The sequence below is a fragment of the Neptunicoccus cionae genome (genome assembly GCF_014643735.1).
GTDB classification, from domain to species: domain Bacteria; phylum Pseudomonadota; class Alphaproteobacteria; order Rhodobacterales; family Rhodobacteraceae; genus Amylibacter; species Amylibacter cionae.
Genome location: NZ_BMKA01000001.1, coordinates 117,096 through 134,892 on the forward strand (window position 1 = coordinate 117,096; position 17,797 = coordinate 134,892).

Sequence of the window (17,797 nt, forward strand, 5' to 3'; positions counted from 1 at the left end):
CTGGCAGCTTCAGGCGCTGACCGGCGTTTCTGCGGCCTGAAGCGGTAGGGTGATGCGAAACACTGCGCCCTTGCTGCTGCCTGCGTAAACCAGTGTTCCGCCAAGGTTTTTCACAATCTCGCGGCTGATGGGCAGGCCCAACCCTGCGCTGCCGGAGGTGAATTTCTTCGACAGCTTCGAGAACTTTTCGAATATCAGGTCGATGTCATCCTCGCTGATGCCCTTGCCGTTATCGGCCACGGTAATCACCAGCTTGCCCATGTGCAGCCCGCTTAGCACGCTGACTTCGGGCGGGGTTGTGCCGCAATGTTTCAGCGCGTTTGTCACCAGATTGATCAGCACTTGGGACAGCCGGTCGGGATCGGTGTAAAGCGTGACCTGTTCGGCTGTTGTATTGCGCCGGATCACAGCGCCCAGTTCGTTGGCCTGTGCTTGCGTGGTCGCAAGGGCGCGGTCGATGATGCTGTGCAAAGGGACGGTTTCAAGGTTCAACTGCACCCGCCCGTTTTCCATAAAGCTGAGGTCGAGAATATCGTCGAGCAACCGCGTCAACCGGATGCTCTCGCTGTGGATGATCGTTGCGAAATGGTTGAGCTGTTCGGGGTCCAGCGTATCGCCGTCCTGTAGGATTTCCGAAAATGTGCGGATCGAAGTCATCGGCGTGCGCAGTTCGTGGCTGACCTGACTGAGGAACGTATCCTTTTGCGCGCCAAGCTCTGTCAGTTTCGCATTGGCATTGCGCAGTTGAACGGCGGCTTGTTCCAGTTCTTTTGACTGGGTTTCAAGACGTGCGGAGTACTCCATGATCTGGGCGGTTTCATCAGCCACCGCAATCATGTCTTCAAAGGAAATCTCTGCCCCGCCTGTCACCTGCGCCATCATCGCATGGGCCGCCGCCGCCCCGACAGATCCTGCGATCTCGCGCTCCAGCGTGGCGATCAACTCGTTTGTGGCGTCCGGCAGGGGGGAGTCCTTTCCCTGATGCCGTGCCTGCGCTTTGAACAGGGTCATGGCTTCTTCGCGTCCCAAAATGCGCTGGGCGAGGACCAGCAGGTCTTCGATTGTGGTGTTGCGGGTGATGCCGCGCCGGGGGGAGACTTGCCCGAACACATTGATGAACTGGACCGATTGCAGCCGTTCTATGGCGCTGGGTGTGGTCAGCAGTGATACACTTATAAAGACCAGTGTGTTCAGCCCCAAGGACCAGAATACGGCGTGGACCAGTGGATCGGTTATGCCAACCCCCAGCAAGTTTTGCGGTGCCAGCCAGAGGATGCCGAAAGGGCCGCTTTGCAGCGTTTCCGGCCCCATCAGGGCTGCGCCGCCAAAGCTCGGGATGAACAGTGTATAGGCCCATATGAAAAAGCCGGTGCAAATGCTGGCGATGGCGGCGGGGCGGGTGGCGCTGTGCCAGAACAATCCGCCGAGCAGGGCGGGCAACACTTGCGCTACCCCCAGAAATGCGATCAAGCCGATAGAGGCCAGCGCCCCCGTTCCGCCGTTGAACTGAAAATAGACATAGCCGAGCGCCACAACCACCGCGATGCTGAGCCTGCGCGAGCGGAGCAGCAGATCACGCACGTCGTCACTCGCCGGATTGCGGCTGGCGTTCATCCGTAGCCAAAGCGGCAAGACGATATGGTTCGACATCATCGTAGACAACGCAATGGAGGCGACGATCACCATCGAAGTGGCAGAGGAAAACCCACCCAGAAACGCCAGTGTGGCCAGTGTTTGTTGGCCCTGATCCAAGGGCACTGTCAGAACAAACAGGTCGGGGTTGGCATCGGGGGCCAGAATGGACTGTCCGGCGATAGCGATGGGCAGAACGAACAGGCTCATTAAAAACAGATAAAGCGGGAAGGCCCAGCTTGCCGTGGCCAGATGCCGCTCGTTGGCGTTTTCCACGACGATCACCTGAAACATACGGGGCAGGCAGATGATGGCACAGGCGGACAGGAAATTCAGCGTTAACCAGCGGGTGTTAAAGACCTGACTGCTTTGCAACAATTCGGGGTCCATCCGTGCAAAAATATCCGCCGGACCGCTCGCCACGCCCCAAACGACGAAGATGCCCACCGAAAGCAGCGCTGCCAGCTTTACCACCGCTTCAACCGCGATGGCGGTGACAACGCCGTGGTGGCGCTCGTTCGCGTCCAGATTGCGGGTGCCAAAGATGATGGTGAAGACCGCAAGCCCCGCTGCCACATAAAATGCGGTCACCGTGGGGGAGGGCGCAGGCGCGCCGGTGGCTGTCGTGAACACCGCAAAGCTGAGCGTCATGGATTGCAGTTGCAGCGCGATATAGGGCGTGGTGCCCACCACCGCCAGCACCGTGACCAGCACCGCCAGCCCACCGCTTTTACCATAGCGGGAGGACAGTAGGTCGGCGATAGAGGTGATCCGCTGCACCCGCCCGATCCGCACCAGTTTATGCAACAGCCACCACCAGCCGACAAAAACCAGCGTTGGGCCAAGGTAGATCGCCACAAACTCCAGCCCGTTGCGCGCCGCCGAGCCGACAGCGCCGTAGAACGTCCATGCGGTGCAATAGACCGAAATCGACAGCGTGTAGATCAGCGGGGAACGCAGAATTGCAAACCGCCCCGTTTCGGCCCAGCGCTCCGCAGCATAGGCCACAGCGAACAGCCCAAGCACATAGAGCAGGCAGATTGAAACGAGAACATTAAAGCTGATCATTTGGAGACGTTGATCCGCAAGGCGCGCCGCCCCAAGAGTAGCGCCAGCAGGATCAGTCCGCCCCAGACGCTGAACACATAAACAAAGGGCGTAGGAAGGCCAAACAGACTGTCAGCGCGGGTGAAAACCGTCATGACCGGAGTAATCAGCAAAGCCACGCCGACCACGGGCAACAAGGTGGCGGCATCGCGGAACCGGCGGCCCGGTCGGCTGGGCAGAGTGGGGCGTTTGGAGGGGTCAGCCATCAGTCGGCATCACTCCAGCAGGGCTTTGATATTGGCGACGATCTCGCGGTTGGAGAAGGGTTTGGTCATAAACATCGACGCACCCGCTGCTTGCGCTGCGGCGCGGTCGCGGGACTGGCCCTTGGCGGTCAGCATCAAGACCGGCGTATCGGCCATGCCTTCGGTGCCGCGAATTTCATTGAGGATGTCAAAGCCGCTTTTGCCCGGCAGCATCACATCAAGAATTACCAGATCCGGCGTTAGCCGAGCGGCTGTTTCAGCGGCATTGCTACCATCCGCATGAGTGCTGACAGACAAGCCTTCCCGTGTGAGAAGAAAGCTCAGCGCCTCTACTATGTGGGGTTCGTCCTCGATCAATAACACCCGTTCGTGCATTACAGCCTCCCAACCGTTAGCTTGGTGAAACTACGGCAAGCGAGTGCTTTTACGCAAGGATGTAATCCACCCGCCGTGCATCGCAGTGTTTTCGCGGACAGACGCTGCAATGGAGCCCTGCCAGAACTGGCGCTGCCGGTGCTTGTGACATGACACGGTGGTCGGCGCTGAAAATCATGGTGGAGCGCAACAGTGCGGGTAGATCATAGCCTCCATTGCCAAGCGGTTCGGACAGTGCATAGGTCAACACACGGTCGCCCGAAGGCATTTCCAACGTAGCTCGCAAAACCTGTCCGGGTTGCGCAAAGGCGCGGTAGATCGGCCAAAGCGGACAAGCCGAGGAATAAAGTGGCAGCGCCAGTTCGGGGGTCGGTTTGCGCATCAAGACCGCGCCGGACATATCCACTTCGATCAGGCCGAACACCGGAAACCCCATGTCGGGGGGCATCTGCGCCATGCGAAACAGGATCGCCATGACGCTGGTATCATATTGCTGTGCAAGGGTGAGGGGATCAAACCCGTGTTTGGCGGCGGTGCTGGCAAAGGCTTCTGCGGGAAGGGCGCTTTGGATAGATTGGTAGCGCTCCAGCGTGCTGTGCAGAACCGGCGCATCATGGGGGCCGCATTTCAGTGCGGGTTGCGCATCGGGGGGTGGTACGTGGTCGTGGCTGGCCCAAAAATCATGCGCCACGGCGGTGGCTGGGCCGCTCGGGTCGGTCTCGCCGTCATGGTCAAAGAAATCCACCATCTTTTGCGCGGTTTCGGACAGGCGCTGGCTGTCACCGTGCAGATTGGCGAGAAAGCGGGCCTGCATATCCGCCGGAATATCCCCCGCAGTCGCCAGAATGCTGGCGGTGGAGCGGATCGCGGTGATGTTGGACAGGATTTGGTGCATGGTTTCGGACACAAACGGGTCATGGGCCATCTGGTCTGTCATCGCTGTCAACGTCTCGCGCTGTTCGCGGGAAACGCGGGACAGCTCGCTAAGCAGTTTTGCCCAGCCGGGGTAGCGCCCGACGAATTCTTCGATCCGGTCTACTTCGGGCTGGGCAGAACTGTGAGTTTTGGCCGTTTCGGTCAGCGCATTGATCAACGAGGCATCCGCCCCCTCAGTCAGTTCGGAGGGCTGCAATTCCAGTTCCCGCGCGATGGCCAACAAGGTGCGCCCCGCGATTCCCCGCCGGTTGTGTTCTATCAGGTTAAGGTAGCTCGCAGAGATCCCCACAGCACGGGCCAGCGCGGTTTGGGTCAGTTTGCGGGTCTGACGGCGTTCCCTGATACGGGTTCCGATAAGTGTGCGGGCCAGTATTTTTTTCCTTTGATTGCTTTACGTTGCGGGAAGTTTGGTCACTAAATTTACAAAATGCTGCGTTGCGTCGAGAAAAATTTTACAAAAAAATTCAACTAAAGCAACTGTTTATTGTATTTTTAACGGATCGAACGGAAAATGCCAGTGTCAATTATTTGACTAAGTGTCCGGGCGCGTGTCCATGGGAGGATGCACGGGTCGGTCAAAAAATTGAGTTCATTGGGAGGAAATCTATGACTCTGATTAAACCAACACGGCGTGGTGTCATTCAGGCTGGCGCTTTGGCGGGGGCCGGTATGGCAATGCCGACGATCCTGACAGCTGCAAGCCATGCAGGCTATCGCAATGCACCGCAGGGCGGTTCGGTAACGCTGGGCTTTAACGTGCCACAGTCCGGTCCTTATGCGGATGAAGGCGCGGACGAGCTGCGTGCCTATGAGCTGGCGGTCGAGCACCTGAATGGTGAAGGCGACGGCGGCATGATGAATACGTTCATGACCAACGGCAGCAAAGCTGCGCTGAAAGGCAACGGTATTCTGGGTAAGAAGGTGGAATTCGTCACCGGCGATACACAGACTAAATCCGATGCGGCGCGGGCTTCTGCGAAATCCATGATCGAAAAAGACGGCGCAATTATGATCACCGGCGGCTCGTCCTCTGGTGTTGCGATTGCGGTTCAAGGCCTGTGTCAGGAAGCTGGCGTGATCTTTATGGCGGGTCTGACCCACTCTAACGACACCACAGGTAAAGACAAAAAAGCCAACGGTTTCCGCCACTTCTTCAACGGTTACATGTCCGCCGCTGCGCTGGCACCTGTGCTTGAGAAAATGTACGGCAAAGACCGCAAGGCCTATCACCTGACAGCGGATTATACATGGGGCTGGACGCAACAGGAATCCATTGCTGCTGCAACCGAAGCCAAAGGCTGGGAAACGGTTAAAAACGTCCTGACACCGCTGGCGACGACCGACTTCTCGTCCTATGTGGCGCCTGTTCTGAACTCTGGCGCGGATGTGCTGGTTCTGAACCACTACGGCGGGAACATGGTGAACTCGCTGACCTCTGCTGTGCAGTTTGGTCTGCGCGACAAGCAGGTGAACGGCAAGAACTTTGAAATCGTCGTGCCTTTGTACTCTCGCCTGATGGCGCGTGGTGCGGGTGAAAACGTGAAAGGGATCTTCGGGTCTACAAACTGGCACTGGTCCCTTCAGGACGAAGCGTCCAAAGCGTTTGTTAAATCGTTCGGCACCAAATACGGCTTCCCGCCGTCCCAGGCAGCCCACACGGTTTACTGTCAGACCCTGCTTTATGCGAACGCCTGTGAAATGGCCGGCACGTTCAACCCGTGCGGCGTAGGCGAAGCCCTTGAGGGCTTGCAGTTTGACGGTCTGGGCAATGGCGCCACCGAATACCGCGCCGATGACCACCAGTGCTTCAAAGACGTTCTGGTTGTGAAGGGTAAAGACAACCCTACATCCGAGTTCGACCTTCTGGAAGTGGTTGAAGTCACCCCGCGTGCACAGGTGGAATACGCACCCGACCACGCCATGTTCGCCGGTGGCGATCTGGGCCAATGCAATCCGGGCGCGTAAGTGTAGCCTGATGCAAAACAGGACCACGGCAAGCCAATTGCCGTGGTTTTTCACGATACAACCCTCCATATAGAAGAAGGGCGGGACAATGGACGCAATCCTCCTGCAAATTCTGAACGGACTGGACAAAGGCTCCGCCTATGCGTTGATCGCCCTTGGCCTGACCTTGATTTTTGGTACTCTGGGCGTGGTCAACTTCGCTCACGGTGCCTTGTTCATGATCGGTGCGTTCTGCGCCGTCACCTTGCAAAAAATTCTCACGATCAGTTCCATTAGTATTGATCCGGAAAAGAAAGACTTTCTGGGCAATCCGATGGAGGTAAAGACCCCCTATGTGGAATCCTGGTTCGGAGAGGCCACCGGACAGTTGATTATCAACTGGTCCGTCCCGCTGGCCATTCTGTTCGCGATTCCGGTGATGCTGGCTGTCGGCTACATCATGGAGCGGGGTCTGATCAAACACTTCTACAAACGCCCCCATGCGGACCAGATTCTTGTGACCTTCGGTCTGGCGATCGTCATTCAGGAGATCGTGAAACACTATTATGGTGCCAACCCGATCCCGACGCCTGCACCCGACGCGCTGCGTGGTTCGTTTGATTTCGGCGTCTTGCTCGGCTTTGATCCAAATGCTGTGATCTATCCGCTGTGGCGTCTGGTCTATTTCGCCTTTTCCGCACTGGTGATCGGCGCTGTATTCGCCTTTTTGCAATTCACCACGTTTGGCATGGTGGTTCGGGCTGGCATGGCCGACCGCGAAACTGTGGGCTTGCTTGGCATCAACATCGACCGCCGCTTTACGCTGACCTTTGGTATTGCTGCGGCTGTGGCTGGTCTAGCGGGGGTGATGTACACGCCGATCAACAGTCCGAACTATCACATGGGTATGGACTTTCTGGTGCTGAGCTTTGTGGTTGTGGTCGTCGGCGGCATGGGCAGTCTGCCCGGTGCGGTGCTGGCAGGGTTCCTTCTGGGTATCCTCGAAAGCTTTGCCGCGATGAACGAGGTCAAAAGCTTCTTTGACGCGATCTACCTGCCGTCCATTGACCAGATCATCATCTACCTAGTTGCAATTATCGTTTTGTTGGCCCGCCCGCGCGGTCTGATGGGGCGCAAAGGCGTGATGGAGGAATAACCCATGCTCGGACTTACCAAAAGAGACACCGGCCTTTTCATCCTTGTGATCTGCGTTACAGCACTTGCGCCGTTTATCATGAACCCGTTTCCCGCAGACAGTGCGATGGCACAGTTCAACGCGGGCTATCCCGACCTGATGCAACGCTTTGTGATCTTTGGCATCTTTGCCATCGGATTTAACATCCTGTTCGGGTTGACCGGATACCTGTCCTTCGGCCACGCGGCCTTCCTGGGGGCGGGGTCCTATGCGGCGGTGTGGATGTTCAAACTGCTAAGCTACAATATTCTGCCAGCGATTGTGCTGTCGGTAATCGTGGCGGGGCTGTTCTCGGTCATCATCGGGTTTATCTCACTGCGCCGTTCGGGGATCTACTTTTCGATCCTCACACTGGCCTTTGCGCAGATGTCCTTTGCGATGGCCTATTCGGTGCTGACACCGCTGACAAACGGGGAAACCGGTTTGCAGGTCTATAACGACGATCCACAATGGCTGAAGGGCAATGGTCCGGATGCGACCCATTTCTTCGGGCTGGAGATGCGGTCTACCTTTGATCTGGACATCGGTGCATGGTCCTTTGCCTTTAACGTCGGCTATTATTTCTGTGCGGTGTTGATGCTGGTGGCGTTCTATCTGTCCATGCGCATCTTCCGTTCGCCTTTCGGGCTGATGCTGCGGGCGATCAAGACGAACCAGACACGGTTGAACTATACCGGATTGAATTCGCGCCCCTATACGCTCGCCGCTTTTGTGATCTCTGGCATGTATGCCGGTCTGGCGGGCGGGTTGATGGCCTCTATGGACCCTCTGGCCGGTGCTGAACGGATGCAATGGACCGCTTCGGGTGAGGTTGTGTTGATGACGATCCTTGGCGGAGCAGGCACGTTGCTTGGACCGCTGCTGGGTGCAGGTTTCATCAAGTACTTTGAAAACATCTTCTCCAAGATCAACGAGAGCGTGCTGCACGGTTGGTTCGGTTTCCTGCCGGACGGAATAGAAAACGGGCTGATCTGGGTGGCGGAACATTTCGTTGGCTCCGGCTGGCACCTGACACTCGGTCTGCTGTTCATGCTGATCGTGATCTTCCTGCCCGGTGGCCTGATGGAGGGCGCAACCCGCATCCGGAACCGCTTTGGCGGGGATAAGAACAAAAAAGACACCGAGGGCAAATACGCCCCGGCTGGCGAATAGGGAGGGGCGGTTTCATGGGAATTCTTGAAATCCAGAATGTGAACAAATCCTTTGGTGGTCTGAAAGCGTTGCAGAACGTCAATCTGAACATCGAGGAAGGCACAATCCACGCAATCATCGGCCCCAACGGTGCAGGCAAGTCTACGTTGCTGAACTGCTTTGTCGGCAAGCTGATGCCGGACACGGGCACTGTGACCTTCGACGGCCACTCTCTGCTGGGGAAAAAACCACATGAGATCAATCAGATCGGTGTAAGCCGTGTATTCCAGACGCCGGAAATCTTTTCTGACCTCAGCGTGTTCGAAAACGTGATGATCCCCTGTTTCGCCAAAAGGGACGGCGCGTTTGAATTGAACGCCCTGTCCCGCGTGCAAGGGCAAAGCGACATTCGTGACAAGGCTGAACAGATGTTGATCGACGTGAATATGATCGACAAGCGTGATATGATCGCTTCGTCCATGTCACGCGGGGACAAACGGCGGCTGGAGATGGCGATGTGTCTGGCGCAGGACCCAAAGCTGCTGCTGCTGGATGAACCCACAGCAGGCATGGCGCGGGCCGATACCAACAACACGATCGAGTTGCTGGCGCAAATACAGGACAAGCGGCATATCACGATGGCAGTAATTGAACACGACATGCATGTGGTCTTCTCGCTGGCGCAGAAGATTTCGGTGCTCGCACAGGGGACAGTGATTGTCGAAGACTTGCCCGAAAACATCAAAGGCCATCCGAAAGTTCAGGAAGCCTATCTTGGTACGGCGCATTAAGGGGTGCATGGAATGAACGAAAGAAACGCAAATCACGCTGCCACCGCGCCGGCTTATTTCTCGGCCTATGATATTCACGCCTATTACGGTGAAAGTTACATCGTGCAGGGGGTGTCGCTGAACATCCACGAGGGCGAAATCCTCGCACTTCTGGGGCGCAACGGGGCGGGGAAAACATCAACACTGCGCGCACTGGCACGGCTTGATGATCCGATGCTGACCCATGGGGAAATCTGGCTCGACCGCCAGCCGCTGCACCAGATGAAAGCATGGCAGGCGGCGCAGGCGGGGATCGGACTGGTCCCCGAGGACCGGCGGATTATCCAAGGGCTGACGGTGGAAGAGAACATCCAACTGGCCCAGATCGAAAAGCCGATTGGCTGGTCGATTGACCGCATCTACGATCTGTTTCCCCGTCTCGGAGAGCGGCGCAAGCAGGAAGGCACGACCCTGTCAGGGGGCGAGCAGCAGATGCTGGCAATCGGACGGGCGTTGGCGCGCGACATCAAGCTGTTGTTGCTGGATGAGCCCTATGAAGGGCTGGCGCCGGTGATTGTGCAAGAGATTGAAAAGACCCTGCATCACATCCGTGAACAGGGGATGACCACTGTTATCGTAGAGCAGAACGCGGTAGCCGCCCTCAACCTCGCGGATCGGGCGGTGATCCTTGATACGGGGCAGGTGGTGTTTGACGGCACCGCGAAAGAGGTGCTCGACAATGAACAACTGCGCCACGAATATCTGGCGATTTAAGCGGGGTGGTTTGGTTAACTTCAGAGGGCGGTCTATGTGGCCGCCCTATTTTTATGAGTATTTTGGGAACATTGAAGCGGTTTAGCGGCGCAATGCTGTGAAGAGAGTAGCACTGGTGAAAGCGCCCGTGGCGATCCAGCCGAAATACCATGCGGCCCCCGCAAATGCGTCTTCGCCGTAAGAGTTGGCAAAGGTGATCTGGCCGTATTTTGCAATGGCAAAGCTGAGGGCGAGCAGGATCAGGAAGGCGAAGATACCTTTGGTGCGCCTGTAGGGCAGCCAGCTTGCGCCGAACCCGAGTACCAGACCGATCGGGGCGCCGATCAGGATGGTTTGCACATCCCACCAGATGTGGGCTCCAAGCGCACGGGTGCCCCCAAGAAGTGCAAAGCCTACGGGAACGAGCACAGCAACAACAAGTGTAAGGATCAGGTTTTTCATTAGGTACAATTGCCGGAAGCCTGCGATCTGTCAGCAGGTTTCCGGCATTGTTACCGTGATTTGACAGTTATTTGACCGTCAGAACCGCGCAAGTGGCGTCATGGGTGATCTTGGAGGACGTGCTGCCAAGGAAGATGGCGGCAAGGTTTCCAAGGCCACGGCGGCCGCAGACGATCAGGTCGGCGTCTTTAGCGGTGGCGACAGACAGGACTTCGTCAGCGGGAATGCCGCTGCCGATATAAGTGCTTTTGGGTTCGGTGCCGTAGCTTTCACAGGCGGTCTTGGCCTCTGCCATAACGGTGCGGCCTGCCTCGGCGATCTGTTCGAAAGACGCTTCCAGCACGTAGGTTCCCGCCCCGACAGCAACAGCTGTGGTGTCCACTTGCGGGGTGTGGACAAGATGCAGTTCTGCGCCGTAGTGGCTGGCAATGTCACAAGCCGCTTTGATTGCGTGTTTGGATGGTTCGGACCCATCTACAGCAGCGACGATTGTGGTGAACATGGTTTTCTCCCGTTTTTGCGACGTGTCCATGATGCTATGAACGCGCAAAGGTTGCTTTGATACGGATCAATTTAAGCCGTTTTTTCCGAAATTCCACTGGGGCGTATTGACCGGAATTGAAATTAGCAGATGACAGGCGCGCCAGCAGCCGCTAGCGCGGCCCGAGATACGCCGTGGCTTCGATTTCCAGCAGGGCCTCGTCCTCGATCAAACCTGCCACGACCAGCATAGACATGGCCGGAAAATGCCGCCCGAGCACTTTGCGGTAGACCCCGCCGATTTCCGACTGGCGGGCCATATATTCTGTTTTGTCCAGAATGAACCACGTCAGGCGGGTGATGTCGCTGGACTTGCCGCCAGCTGCTTCGACCACATCAACGATGTTGCGCAGGGCCTGTTCCATCTGGCCGATAAAATCGTGGGTCTCGAACTTTTGGTCAGCCGTCCAGCCGATCTGGCCACCGATGTAAAGCGTGCCATCATCCCCGAGGATACCGTTGGCATACCCTTTGGCGGGGGCCCATCCTTCGGGTTGGATATTTGTCTGTGTCATTGTCTCTCTCCCTTCAGTGGGTCGTGTTCAGACGCCCAAGAATTGTTGTGTCACGTCTTCGTTCAGTTCTGCCATAGCGCCGGTCCAGACGGTTCTGCCCCTCTCAAGGATTGTTGCGCGATCAGCGACCTGAGACAGCTCTTTGAGCGATTTGTCCACCACCAGAATAGACAGGCCCGTGTCCCGCTTGAGGGTGGCGATGGCGTTCCAGATTTCCTGCCGGACCAGCGGGGCGAGCCCCTCTGTCGCTTCGTCAAGGATCAACAGGCGCGGGTTGGTCATCAGCGCGCGCCCGATCGCCAGCATTTGTTGTTCCCCCCCAGAAAGCGATGCCGCCGACTGGTCGCGGCGTTCCTCAAGGCGCGGGAACAGGGCTGCCACGCGGGCAAAGTCCCAGTGACCGGCACGCGCGGCAGCTGTCAGGTTTTCTTCAACGCTAAGGTTGGGGAAACAGCGGCGCCCTTCGGGGACCAGACCAAGTCCAAGGCGCGCGGCTTTAAACGCGGGCAAGCGGGTCAGGTCCGTTTCGTCAAAGGTGATCTGCCCTGCGCTGGTGGGCAGCAGACGGCAGATGGTTTTAACGGTGGTAGATTTCCCCATACCGTTGCGCCCCATCAGGGCCAGCACTTCACCCGGTGCAATCTCTAGCGAGACATCGAACAGGGCTTGGGTGGCACCATAAGAGGCGGCGATGTTGCGGATTGAAAGCAGGCTCATGCGTCTTCCCCCAAATAGGCGCGGCGGACTTCGGGGTGGGCGCGGATTTCAGCGACTGTTCCGGTGGCGATGATCTGGCCGTAGACCAGCACGCTGATCCGGTCGGCCAGTGCAAACACTGCGTCCATATCGTGTTCCACCATCAGGATCGGGGCCTGTTCGCGCAGACTGTCGAGAAAACCGGTAAGCGATTTGGACCCGCTCGCCCCGAGCCCCGCCATAGGTTCGTCCATCACAAAGGCTTTGGGATTAAGCGTGAGCGCCACGGCGACCTCTAGTTGGCGGCGTTGCCCGTGGGACAGTTCCGCCGTGCGGGTGCGGGCGTGGTCTTGCAGGCCCACACGTTCCAGCGCCTGTTCCGCGCTGTCCCGCAGGCTGGCATTGTTCAAAGCGGATTGGAACAGGCGGAACGGACGCCCCTGTGCGCCAAGTGCGCCAAGAACGGCGTTTTGCAAAACCGTATCCTCCATCGCAAGGGCAGAGACCTGAAAGGTCCGCCCAAGCCCCAACCGCGCCCGTTTCGCAGTGGGCAGGGCCGTCACATCTCGACCGTCCATATGGACCGAACCGCTGTCGGGTTTCAGACCTCCGGCGATCTGGGCGATCAGGGTAGATTTTCCCGCCCCGTTCGGACCGATCAGCGCGTGGATTTCCCCGGCCCGCAGGTTAAGCGTGATGTCCTGACTGGCCTTTAATGCGTTGAAGGATTTGCAGATGTTGCGTGTTTCCAGAACCGGCGTGTTGGGATCAGTCATGGGCTTGCTCCCGTCCGGCGAGTGTGCCGATCACTCCGCCCTTGGCGAACAGCACCACCAGTAGCAGCAGCAGACCGAGGTAGATGTGCCAGAACTCGCTCAGCCCGCCGAGGATGTGTTCAAGTATGATAAACAGCGCGGCCCCCGCGACAGGGCCGAACAGGCGCGCGGTGCCACCAAGGATGATGAATACCATGATCTCGCCGCTGGTTTGCCAGCTGAACATGGTGGGGCTGACAAAGCGATTCAGGTCGGCGAACAGCGCTCCGGCCAGTCCGGTAATCATGCCGGAAATCACAAAGGCCAGCAGGCGCAGGCGATAGGGTGACAGGCCGATGGTTTCCACCCGTTGGGGGGATTGTCGTGCGGCGTTCAGGGCAAGACCGAAGGGGGATTTTGCCAGACGCGCTGAAAACAGCAGGGCGGCGAGTAGCAGGACAAAGGTGATGGCGAAAAACTGGATCGGGTCGAGTGTATTTAGACCCGGAAACCCGTTGCGGACATAGACGGACAGGCCATCCTCGCCCCCGTAGGCGGCCCAGCTTATGGCAAAGTAATAAAGCATCTGACCGAATGCGAGTGTGATCATAATGAAGTAAACGCCAGAGGTTCGCAGACTGAGCGCGCCGATCAGCAGAGCGGCGATGCCCGACGCGACGACTGCCACCAGCCAGATTACCGGCATGGATTTGGTGCCTTCGATCAGCACGGGCCAGTCAGTGATGGCGGTATAGGTTTGGGCGTGGCTGGCGAGGATGCCCATCGCATAGCCGCCGATGCCAAAGAAGGCCGCGTGGCCAAGGCTGACCAACCCGCCAAGACCAAGGGCGATGTTCAGGCCGACCCCAGCCAGTGCAAGGATCGCGACTTTGGTGGCCAGTGTAATAATAAACGGCTCGTCCACAGCATAAGCCCACAGCGGTACGCCCAGCAGCGCCAGCGCCAGCGCGGTGTTTATCAGGGTTTCACGGCTCATGCTTTTGCTCCGTAGAGGCCCGAGGGTTTCACCACCAGAACGATGGCCATCAGGATGTAAATTGACATGGAAGCCAGCGCCGATCCGGTGGATGTGGCAGCGGCATTGTCCATGAACAGGCCGAAGAACAGGGGCAGCAGAAGCCCGCCCAACGTGTCTGTCAGCCCCACAAGGATCGCGCCCACCAGCGCGCCTTTGATGGAACCGATGCCACCGATGACGATGACAACGAAGGCAAGGATCAGGACCGGTTCGCCCATACCCACCTGTACCGATTGTATCGCACCGACCAGCGCGCCTGCCAGACCGGCAAGGGCAGCACCTAGGGCAAAGACGATGGTGTAAAGTTTGGAAATATCGACGCCAAGGGCGGCAATCATTTCCCGGTCGCTTTCGCCCGCACGGATCTGGATCCCCAGCCGCGTGCGTGAAATCAGTAGGAACAGGCCGAACGCAACAGCAAGTCCGATAGCGATCAGCGTTAGCCGATACAGCGAGTACTGGATTCCACCGGGCAGGGTGACAGGGCCGGAAAGCGCCTCGGGGATGTTCAGAAACAGCGGGAACGACCCAAACAGCCAGCGCGTACTTTCCGAGAAAATCAGGATCAGCGCGAATGTGGCGAGCACCTGATCCAGATGCTCACGGGCGTAAAGACGGCGGATCACAAGCACTTCGACCAGCGCACCTGCGGCAGCGGCTGCGGCGAGTGCAGCGATCAACGCCAGCACGAACGACCCGGTGGCGCCTGCCACGGCGGCGGCAGCGAAGGCACCGACCATAAATAACGACCCGTGTGCGAGGTTGATCAACCCCATCACGCCGAAGACGAGCGTCAGACCGGCAGCCATCAGGAATAGCATGATCCCGAACTGCAATCCGTTCAGAACCTGTTCAGCCAATAAAAGGAGGGACATAAAAAACGCCTTGCGCGAAGGGGCGGGCGCAGCCGGAACCGCGCCCGCCGGATTGGCTTACATTTTGCAGTCTTGGGCGTAGACGTCGCCGTGACCTTCAAGGGCGACACCAACGATTTTATTGGTGAAAACGTCGCCTTCTTTAATCACTTCACGCACATAGATGTCTTGAATCGGGTGGTTGTTGTTCCCGAATTTGAAGTCACCCCGCGTGCTGGCGAAATCAGCCTCTTTCAAGGCAGCGCGGAAGGCATCTGCGTCCTTAACGCTCGCCTTACCCATTGCGCTTAGCAGCAGGTTTGCGGTGTCAAAACCCTGACTGGCGTAAAGCGATGGCAGGCGGTCGTATTCGGCCTGAAAACTTTCTACGAACGCCTTGTTGGTGGCGTTGTCGATGTCCTTGCTCCACTGGGAGGTGTTGCGCACGCCGAGGGCGGCGTCGCCTACCGCTTGCAGGATGCCCTGATCAAAGCTGAAGGCAGGGCCGACCACGGGAAGGTCGATGCCACTGTCGGCGTATTGCTTCAGGAAGGAAATCCCCATGCCGCCCGGCAGAAAGAAGAACACGCTGTCTGCACCAGAAGCGCGGATTTGCGCAATCTCGGAGGCGTAATCGGTCTGGCCGAGTTTTGTCAGCAACTCACCGGAAAGTTCGCCTTTGTACTGGCCCTTAAAACCGGTCAGCGCATCGACACCAGCCGGATAGTTCGGCGCGAGGATGAAGGTGTTTTTGTAGCCTTCGGATGTTGCATGTGCGCCCGCAGCCTCGTGCAGGTTGTCGTTCTGCCATGCGACGTTGAAGTAGTTTTCGTGACAGCCCTTACCGGCCAGCGCGGATGGTCCCGCATTGGGCGACAGGTAAATTTTGCCTTGTGCGGTCGCGCTCGGGATCACGGCCATGGCGAGGTTGGACCAGATGATGCCAGTCATCACATCGACCTTTTCGGACTGGATCATTTTGTCGGCCAGCTGCACCGCAATATCCGGCTTGCGTTGGTCGTCTTCGATCACCACTTCGATGTCGGTGTTGCCGGACTGTTTCACAGCCAGCATAAAGCCGTCGCGCACGTCAATCCCGAGCCCTGCGCCGCCGCCGGACAGGGTTGTGATCATACCAACCTTAAGCGGTTCGGCCAGTCCGGCGGTGCCAAGTGCGGCCAGCGCGGTTGCGAGTGCCAGTGTTTTTATTTTCATTATAGTTCTCCCTTGTTGTCGGTTTTTTCTGTTGGTTGTCGATAGGTTATGAATCCACATCCTGCTTCAAAAGGAAACGCTGAATTTTCCCTGTCTGGGTTTTTGGCAAACCTTCTGTGAAGACAATTCGTCTGGGGTATTTGTAGGGCGCGATCTGCGCTTTGACGAAATCCTGTAAGGCTTTGGCGGTGGCGTCGTCTGCTGTGCCGGACTGCAAGACCACATGGGCCACTACGATTGTGCCCCGTTCGTCGTCCGGCGCGCCGATCACGGCACATTCCGCAACCTGTTCATGGGCGAGAAGTGCTGCCTCTACCTCGGGGCCGGCAATGTTATAGCCCGATGAAACGATCATGTCGTCGTTGCGGGCGGCAAAGTGTAATGCGCCGTTTTCATCCATGGAAAACGCATCGCCGGTGATGTTCCAGCCGTCTTTCACATATTTGGCCTGTCGGTCATCCGCGAGGTAACGGCACCCTGTTGGCCCCCGCACAGCGAGGCGGCCAACAGTGCCACGGGGCGCTTCGGCACCGGTCTCGTCGATGATCTTGGCTTCATAACCGCTGACCGGTTTGCCGGTGCAGGCGGGGGCGTGATCGTCAAAACGGTTGGTGACAAAAATATGCAGCATCTCCGTTGCGCCGATCCCGTCGAGCATGGGTTTGCCGGTTTTCTCCATCCACGCCTGATAGACCGGCGCGGGCAGGGTTTCCCCTGCAGATACGGCGGCCCGCAGGCTCGACAGATCGGCACCTTCATCCATCGCGGCCAGCATAGCGCGGTAAGCTGTCGGCGCGGTGAAACAGACGGTTGCGCGGTATTTCTCGATGATCTCGATCATATTGGGCGGGGAGGCTGTTTCCAGCAGGGTCGCTGCCGCACCGAACCGCAGCGGGAAAATCGCCAAACCGCCGAGCCCGAAAGTAAAGGCCAGCGGCGGGGAGCCGATGAACACATCTTCAGGCGTGACGTTCAGGACTTCTTTTGCATAACCGTCTGCGATGATCAGCAAATCGCGGTGAAAATGCATCGTTGCCTTTGGCGCGCCGGTTGTACCCGATGTGAAGCCAAGCAGCGCCACATCGTCCCGTCCGGTTTTCACAGCTTCAAATTGCACCGGTTTTTCCAGCGCCAACCTGTCCAGTTCGGCATCGTGGTTGGATGTGCCGTCAAAGCCGATGACATGGGTCAGGGTGGCGTTCCCCTTGGCGCAGGCGACCATTTCATCCATCAACCGCGTGTCGCACAGGGCGTGGGTGATCTCTGCCTTGTCTACGATCTTGACCAGCTCTGCGCTGCGCAGCATGGGCATGGTGTTAACCACCACCGCACCGGCCTTGGTTGCGGCCAGCCAGCAGGCCACCATCGCAGGATTATTGGCGGAACGGATCAGCACACGATTCCCCGGTTTGACGCCGAAATCTTCCACCAGAACATGGGCCAGACGGTTGGTCCAGTCGGTCAGTTCCTTATAGGTACGCCGCCGCCCGTTGCCGATCAGGGCCGTATGATCGCCGAACCCTTTGTCCACCATCGCATCAGTCAGCTCCACTGCGGCATTCAGGTGTTCGGGATAGTCAAACCCTTGCAGCAGGAAGTCGGGCCAAGTGTTCTTCGGGGGCAGATTGTCCCGTGTGAAACTGTCGGTATGTGCGCTTGGCCCTAGCATGTT

General features: G+C 57.9%; 18 protein-coding genes. 5 read left to right on the forward strand and 13 right to left on the reverse strand.

Going from position 1 to position 17,797, the window contains the following annotated elements; all coding sequences use genetic code 11:
• Positions 1 to 9 precede the first annotated feature (9 nt).
• Genes IEX10_RS00495 through IEX10_RS00510 form a run of 4 tightly spaced genes read right to left on the reverse strand, consistent with a single transcriptional unit; the run spans position 10 to position 4,629 of the window.
• Positions 10 to 2,700 carry a sensor histidine kinase gene (locus IEX10_RS00495; RefSeq protein ID WP_188669871.1) on the reverse strand — a complete coding sequence of 897 codons (2,691 nt, stop codon included), beginning with the start codon at positions 2,698 to 2,700 and terminating at the stop codon, positions 10 to 12.
• Positions 2,697 to 2,945: a hypothetical protein gene (locus tag IEX10_RS00500; protein WP_229678380.1), complete on the reverse strand. Its 249-nt coding sequence runs from the start codon at positions 2,943 to 2,945 to the stop codon at positions 2,697 to 2,699. Before IEX10_RS00500 ends, IEX10_RS00495 begins: the two co-directional genes overlap by 4 nt.
• Positions 2,946 to 2,954: 9 nt before the next feature.
• Positions 2,955 to 3,320, reverse strand: a complete 366-nt coding sequence (locus IEX10_RS00505) for a response regulator (RefSeq protein WP_188669873.1) — start codon at positions 3,318 to 3,320, stop codon at positions 2,955 to 2,957.
• A gap of 49 nt (positions 3,321 to 3,369) precedes the next feature.
• Positions 3,370 to 4,629: a short-chain fatty acyl-CoA regulator family protein gene (locus IEX10_RS00510; RefSeq protein WP_308420681.1), complete on the reverse strand. Its 1,260-nt coding sequence runs from the start codon at positions 4,627 to 4,629 to the stop codon at positions 3,370 to 3,372.
• Between the two features lie 233 nt (positions 4,630 to 4,862).
• Between IEX10_RS00510 and IEX10_RS00515 the strand changes: the two genes are divergently transcribed.
• The 5 genes from IEX10_RS00515 to IEX10_RS00535 all read left to right on the forward strand — a co-directional run bounded on the left by IEX10_RS00515 (position 4,863) and on the right by IEX10_RS00535 (position 10,070).
• Entirely contained in the window at positions 4,863 to 6,221 is a 1,359-nt protein-coding gene (locus IEX10_RS00515; RefSeq protein WP_188669877.1) for a substrate-binding protein, read from the forward strand.
• 88 nt (positions 6,222 to 6,309) lie between these two features.
• On the forward strand, positions 6,310 to 7,356 hold the full coding sequence (locus IEX10_RS00520; protein ID WP_188669879.1) for a branched-chain amino acid ABC transporter permease: 1,047 nt from the start codon (positions 6,310 to 6,312) through the stop codon (positions 7,354 to 7,356).
• A 3-nt stretch (positions 7,357 to 7,359) separates the two neighbouring features.
• Positions 7,360 to 8,547 carry a branched-chain amino acid ABC transporter permease gene (locus IEX10_RS00525; protein WP_188669881.1) on the forward strand — a complete coding sequence of 396 codons (1,188 nt, stop codon included), beginning with the start codon at positions 7,360 to 7,362 and terminating at the stop codon, positions 8,545 to 8,547.
• 14 nt (positions 8,548 to 8,561) lie between these two features.
• Positions 8,562 to 9,317, forward strand: coding sequence for an ABC transporter ATP-binding protein (locus IEX10_RS00530; RefSeq protein WP_188669883.1), 756 nt, complete (start codon positions 8,562 to 8,564; stop codon positions 9,315 to 9,317).
• A 12-nt stretch (positions 9,318 to 9,329) separates the two neighbouring features.
• Positions 9,330 to 10,070 (forward strand): ABC transporter ATP-binding protein, encoded by a 741-nt coding sequence (locus IEX10_RS00535; RefSeq protein WP_188669885.1) that lies wholly within the window; start codon positions 9,330 to 9,332, stop codon positions 10,068 to 10,070.
• An 81-nt stretch (positions 10,071 to 10,151) separates the two neighbouring features.
• Here the strand turns inward: IEX10_RS00535 and IEX10_RS00540 are convergent, their stop codons facing one another.
• The 9 genes from IEX10_RS00540 to IEX10_RS00580 all read right to left on the reverse strand — a co-directional run bounded on the left by IEX10_RS00540 (position 10,152) and on the right by IEX10_RS00580 (position 17,794).
• On the reverse strand, positions 10,152 to 10,511 hold the full coding sequence (locus tag IEX10_RS00540) for a hypothetical protein (protein WP_188669887.1): 360 nt from the start codon (positions 10,509 to 10,511) through the stop codon (positions 10,152 to 10,154).
• Between the two features lie 67 nt (positions 10,512 to 10,578).
• A complete protein-coding gene (locus IEX10_RS00545) occupies positions 10,579 to 11,013 on the reverse strand; it encodes a universal stress protein (protein ID WP_188669889.1) in 435 nt (144 codons plus the stop codon).
• A 151-nt stretch (positions 11,014 to 11,164) separates the two neighbouring features.
• Positions 11,165 to 11,566: a RidA family protein gene (locus IEX10_RS00550; protein WP_188669891.1), complete on the reverse strand. Its 402-nt coding sequence runs from the start codon at positions 11,564 to 11,566 to the stop codon at positions 11,165 to 11,167.
• 27 nt (positions 11,567 to 11,593) lie between these two features.
• On the reverse strand, positions 11,594 to 12,283 hold the full coding sequence (locus IEX10_RS00555; protein ID WP_188669893.1) for an ABC transporter ATP-binding protein: 690 nt from the start codon (positions 12,281 to 12,283) through the stop codon (positions 11,594 to 11,596).
• Complete coding sequence (locus IEX10_RS00560; protein ID WP_188669895.1) at positions 12,280 to 13,038, reverse strand: ABC transporter ATP-binding protein; 759 nt, start codon at positions 13,036 to 13,038, stop codon at positions 12,280 to 12,282. Before IEX10_RS00560 ends, IEX10_RS00555 begins: the two co-directional genes overlap by 4 nt.
• The gene (locus IEX10_RS00565) at positions 13,031 to 14,014 is read right to left on the reverse strand and encodes a branched-chain amino acid ABC transporter permease (RefSeq protein WP_188669897.1); all 984 of its coding nucleotides are present in this window, start codon (positions 14,012 to 14,014) and stop codon (positions 13,031 to 13,033) included. Before IEX10_RS00565 ends, IEX10_RS00560 begins: the two co-directional genes overlap by 8 nt.
• Positions 14,011 to 14,931: a branched-chain amino acid ABC transporter permease gene (locus IEX10_RS00570; RefSeq protein WP_188669898.1), complete on the reverse strand. Its 921-nt coding sequence runs from the start codon at positions 14,929 to 14,931 to the stop codon at positions 14,011 to 14,013. The genes IEX10_RS00565 and IEX10_RS00570 overlap by 4 nt, the downstream gene beginning before the upstream one ends.
• Before the next feature lie 57 nt (positions 14,932 to 14,988).
• A complete protein-coding gene (locus tag IEX10_RS00575) occupies positions 14,989 to 16,125 on the reverse strand; it encodes an ABC transporter substrate-binding protein (protein ID WP_188669900.1) in 1,137 nt (378 codons plus the stop codon).
• Between the two features lie 46 nt (positions 16,126 to 16,171).
• Entirely contained in the window at positions 16,172 to 17,794 is a 1,623-nt protein-coding gene (locus tag IEX10_RS00580) for an AMP-binding protein (RefSeq protein ID WP_188669902.1), read from the reverse strand.
• Positions 17,795 to 17,797: the final 3 nt, after the last annotated feature.

Coding starts and splice junctions, on each gene's coding strand:
- IEX10_RS00520 (WP_188669879.1), top strand. CDS start 6,310: ATGGACGCAATCCTCCTGCAAATTCTGAACGGACTGGACAAAGGCTCC.
- IEX10_RS00545 (WP_188669889.1), bottom strand. CDS start 11,013: ATGTTCACCACAATCGTCGCTGCTGTAGATGGGTCCGAACCATCCAAA.
- IEX10_RS00570 (WP_188669898.1), bottom strand. CDS start 14,931: ATGTCCCTCCTTTTATTGGCTGAACAGGTTCTGAACGGATTGCAGTTC.
- IEX10_RS00530 (WP_188669883.1), top strand. CDS start 8,562: ATGGGAATTCTTGAAATCCAGAATGTGAACAAATCCTTTGGTGGTCTG.
- IEX10_RS00575 (WP_188669900.1), bottom strand. CDS start 16,125: ATGAAAATAAAAACACTGGCACTCGCAACCGCGCTGGCCGCACTTGGC.
- IEX10_RS00505 (WP_188669873.1), bottom strand. CDS start 3,320: ATGCACGAACGGGTGTTATTGATCGAGGACGAACCCCACATAGTAGAG.
- IEX10_RS00515 (WP_188669877.1), top strand. CDS start 4,863: ATGACTCTGATTAAACCAACACGGCGTGGTGTCATTCAGGCTGGCGCT.
- IEX10_RS00540 (WP_188669887.1), bottom strand. CDS start 10,511: ATGAAAAACCTGATCCTTACACTTGTTGTTGCTGTGCTCGTTCCCGTA.
- IEX10_RS00535 (WP_188669885.1), top strand. CDS start 9,330: ATGAACGAAAGAAACGCAAATCACGCTGCCACCGCGCCGGCTTATTTC.
- IEX10_RS00550 (WP_188669891.1), bottom strand. CDS start 11,566: ATGACACAGACAAATATCCAACCCGAAGGATGGGCCCCCGCCAAAGGG.
- IEX10_RS00495 (WP_188669871.1), bottom strand. CDS start 2,700: ATGATCAGCTTTAATGTTCTCGTTTCAATCTGCCTGCTCTATGTGCTT.
- IEX10_RS00525 (WP_188669881.1), top strand. CDS start 7,360: ATGCTCGGACTTACCAAAAGAGACACCGGCCTTTTCATCCTTGTGATC.
- IEX10_RS00555 (WP_188669893.1), bottom strand. CDS start 12,283: ATGAGCCTGCTTTCAATCCGCAACATCGCCGCCTCTTATGGTGCCACC.
- IEX10_RS00560 (WP_188669895.1), bottom strand. CDS start 13,038: ATGACTGATCCCAACACGCCGGTTCTGGAAACACGCAACATCTGCAAA.
- IEX10_RS00580 (WP_188669902.1), bottom strand. CDS start 17,794: ATGCTAGGGCCAAGCGCACATACCGACAGTTTCACACGGGACAATCTG.
- IEX10_RS00500 (WP_229678380.1), bottom strand. CDS start 2,945: ATGGCTGACCCCTCCAAACGCCCCACTCTGCCCAGCCGACCGGGCCGC.
- IEX10_RS00565 (WP_188669897.1), bottom strand. CDS start 14,014: ATGAGCCGTGAAACCCTGATAAACACCGCGCTGGCGCTGGCGCTGCTG.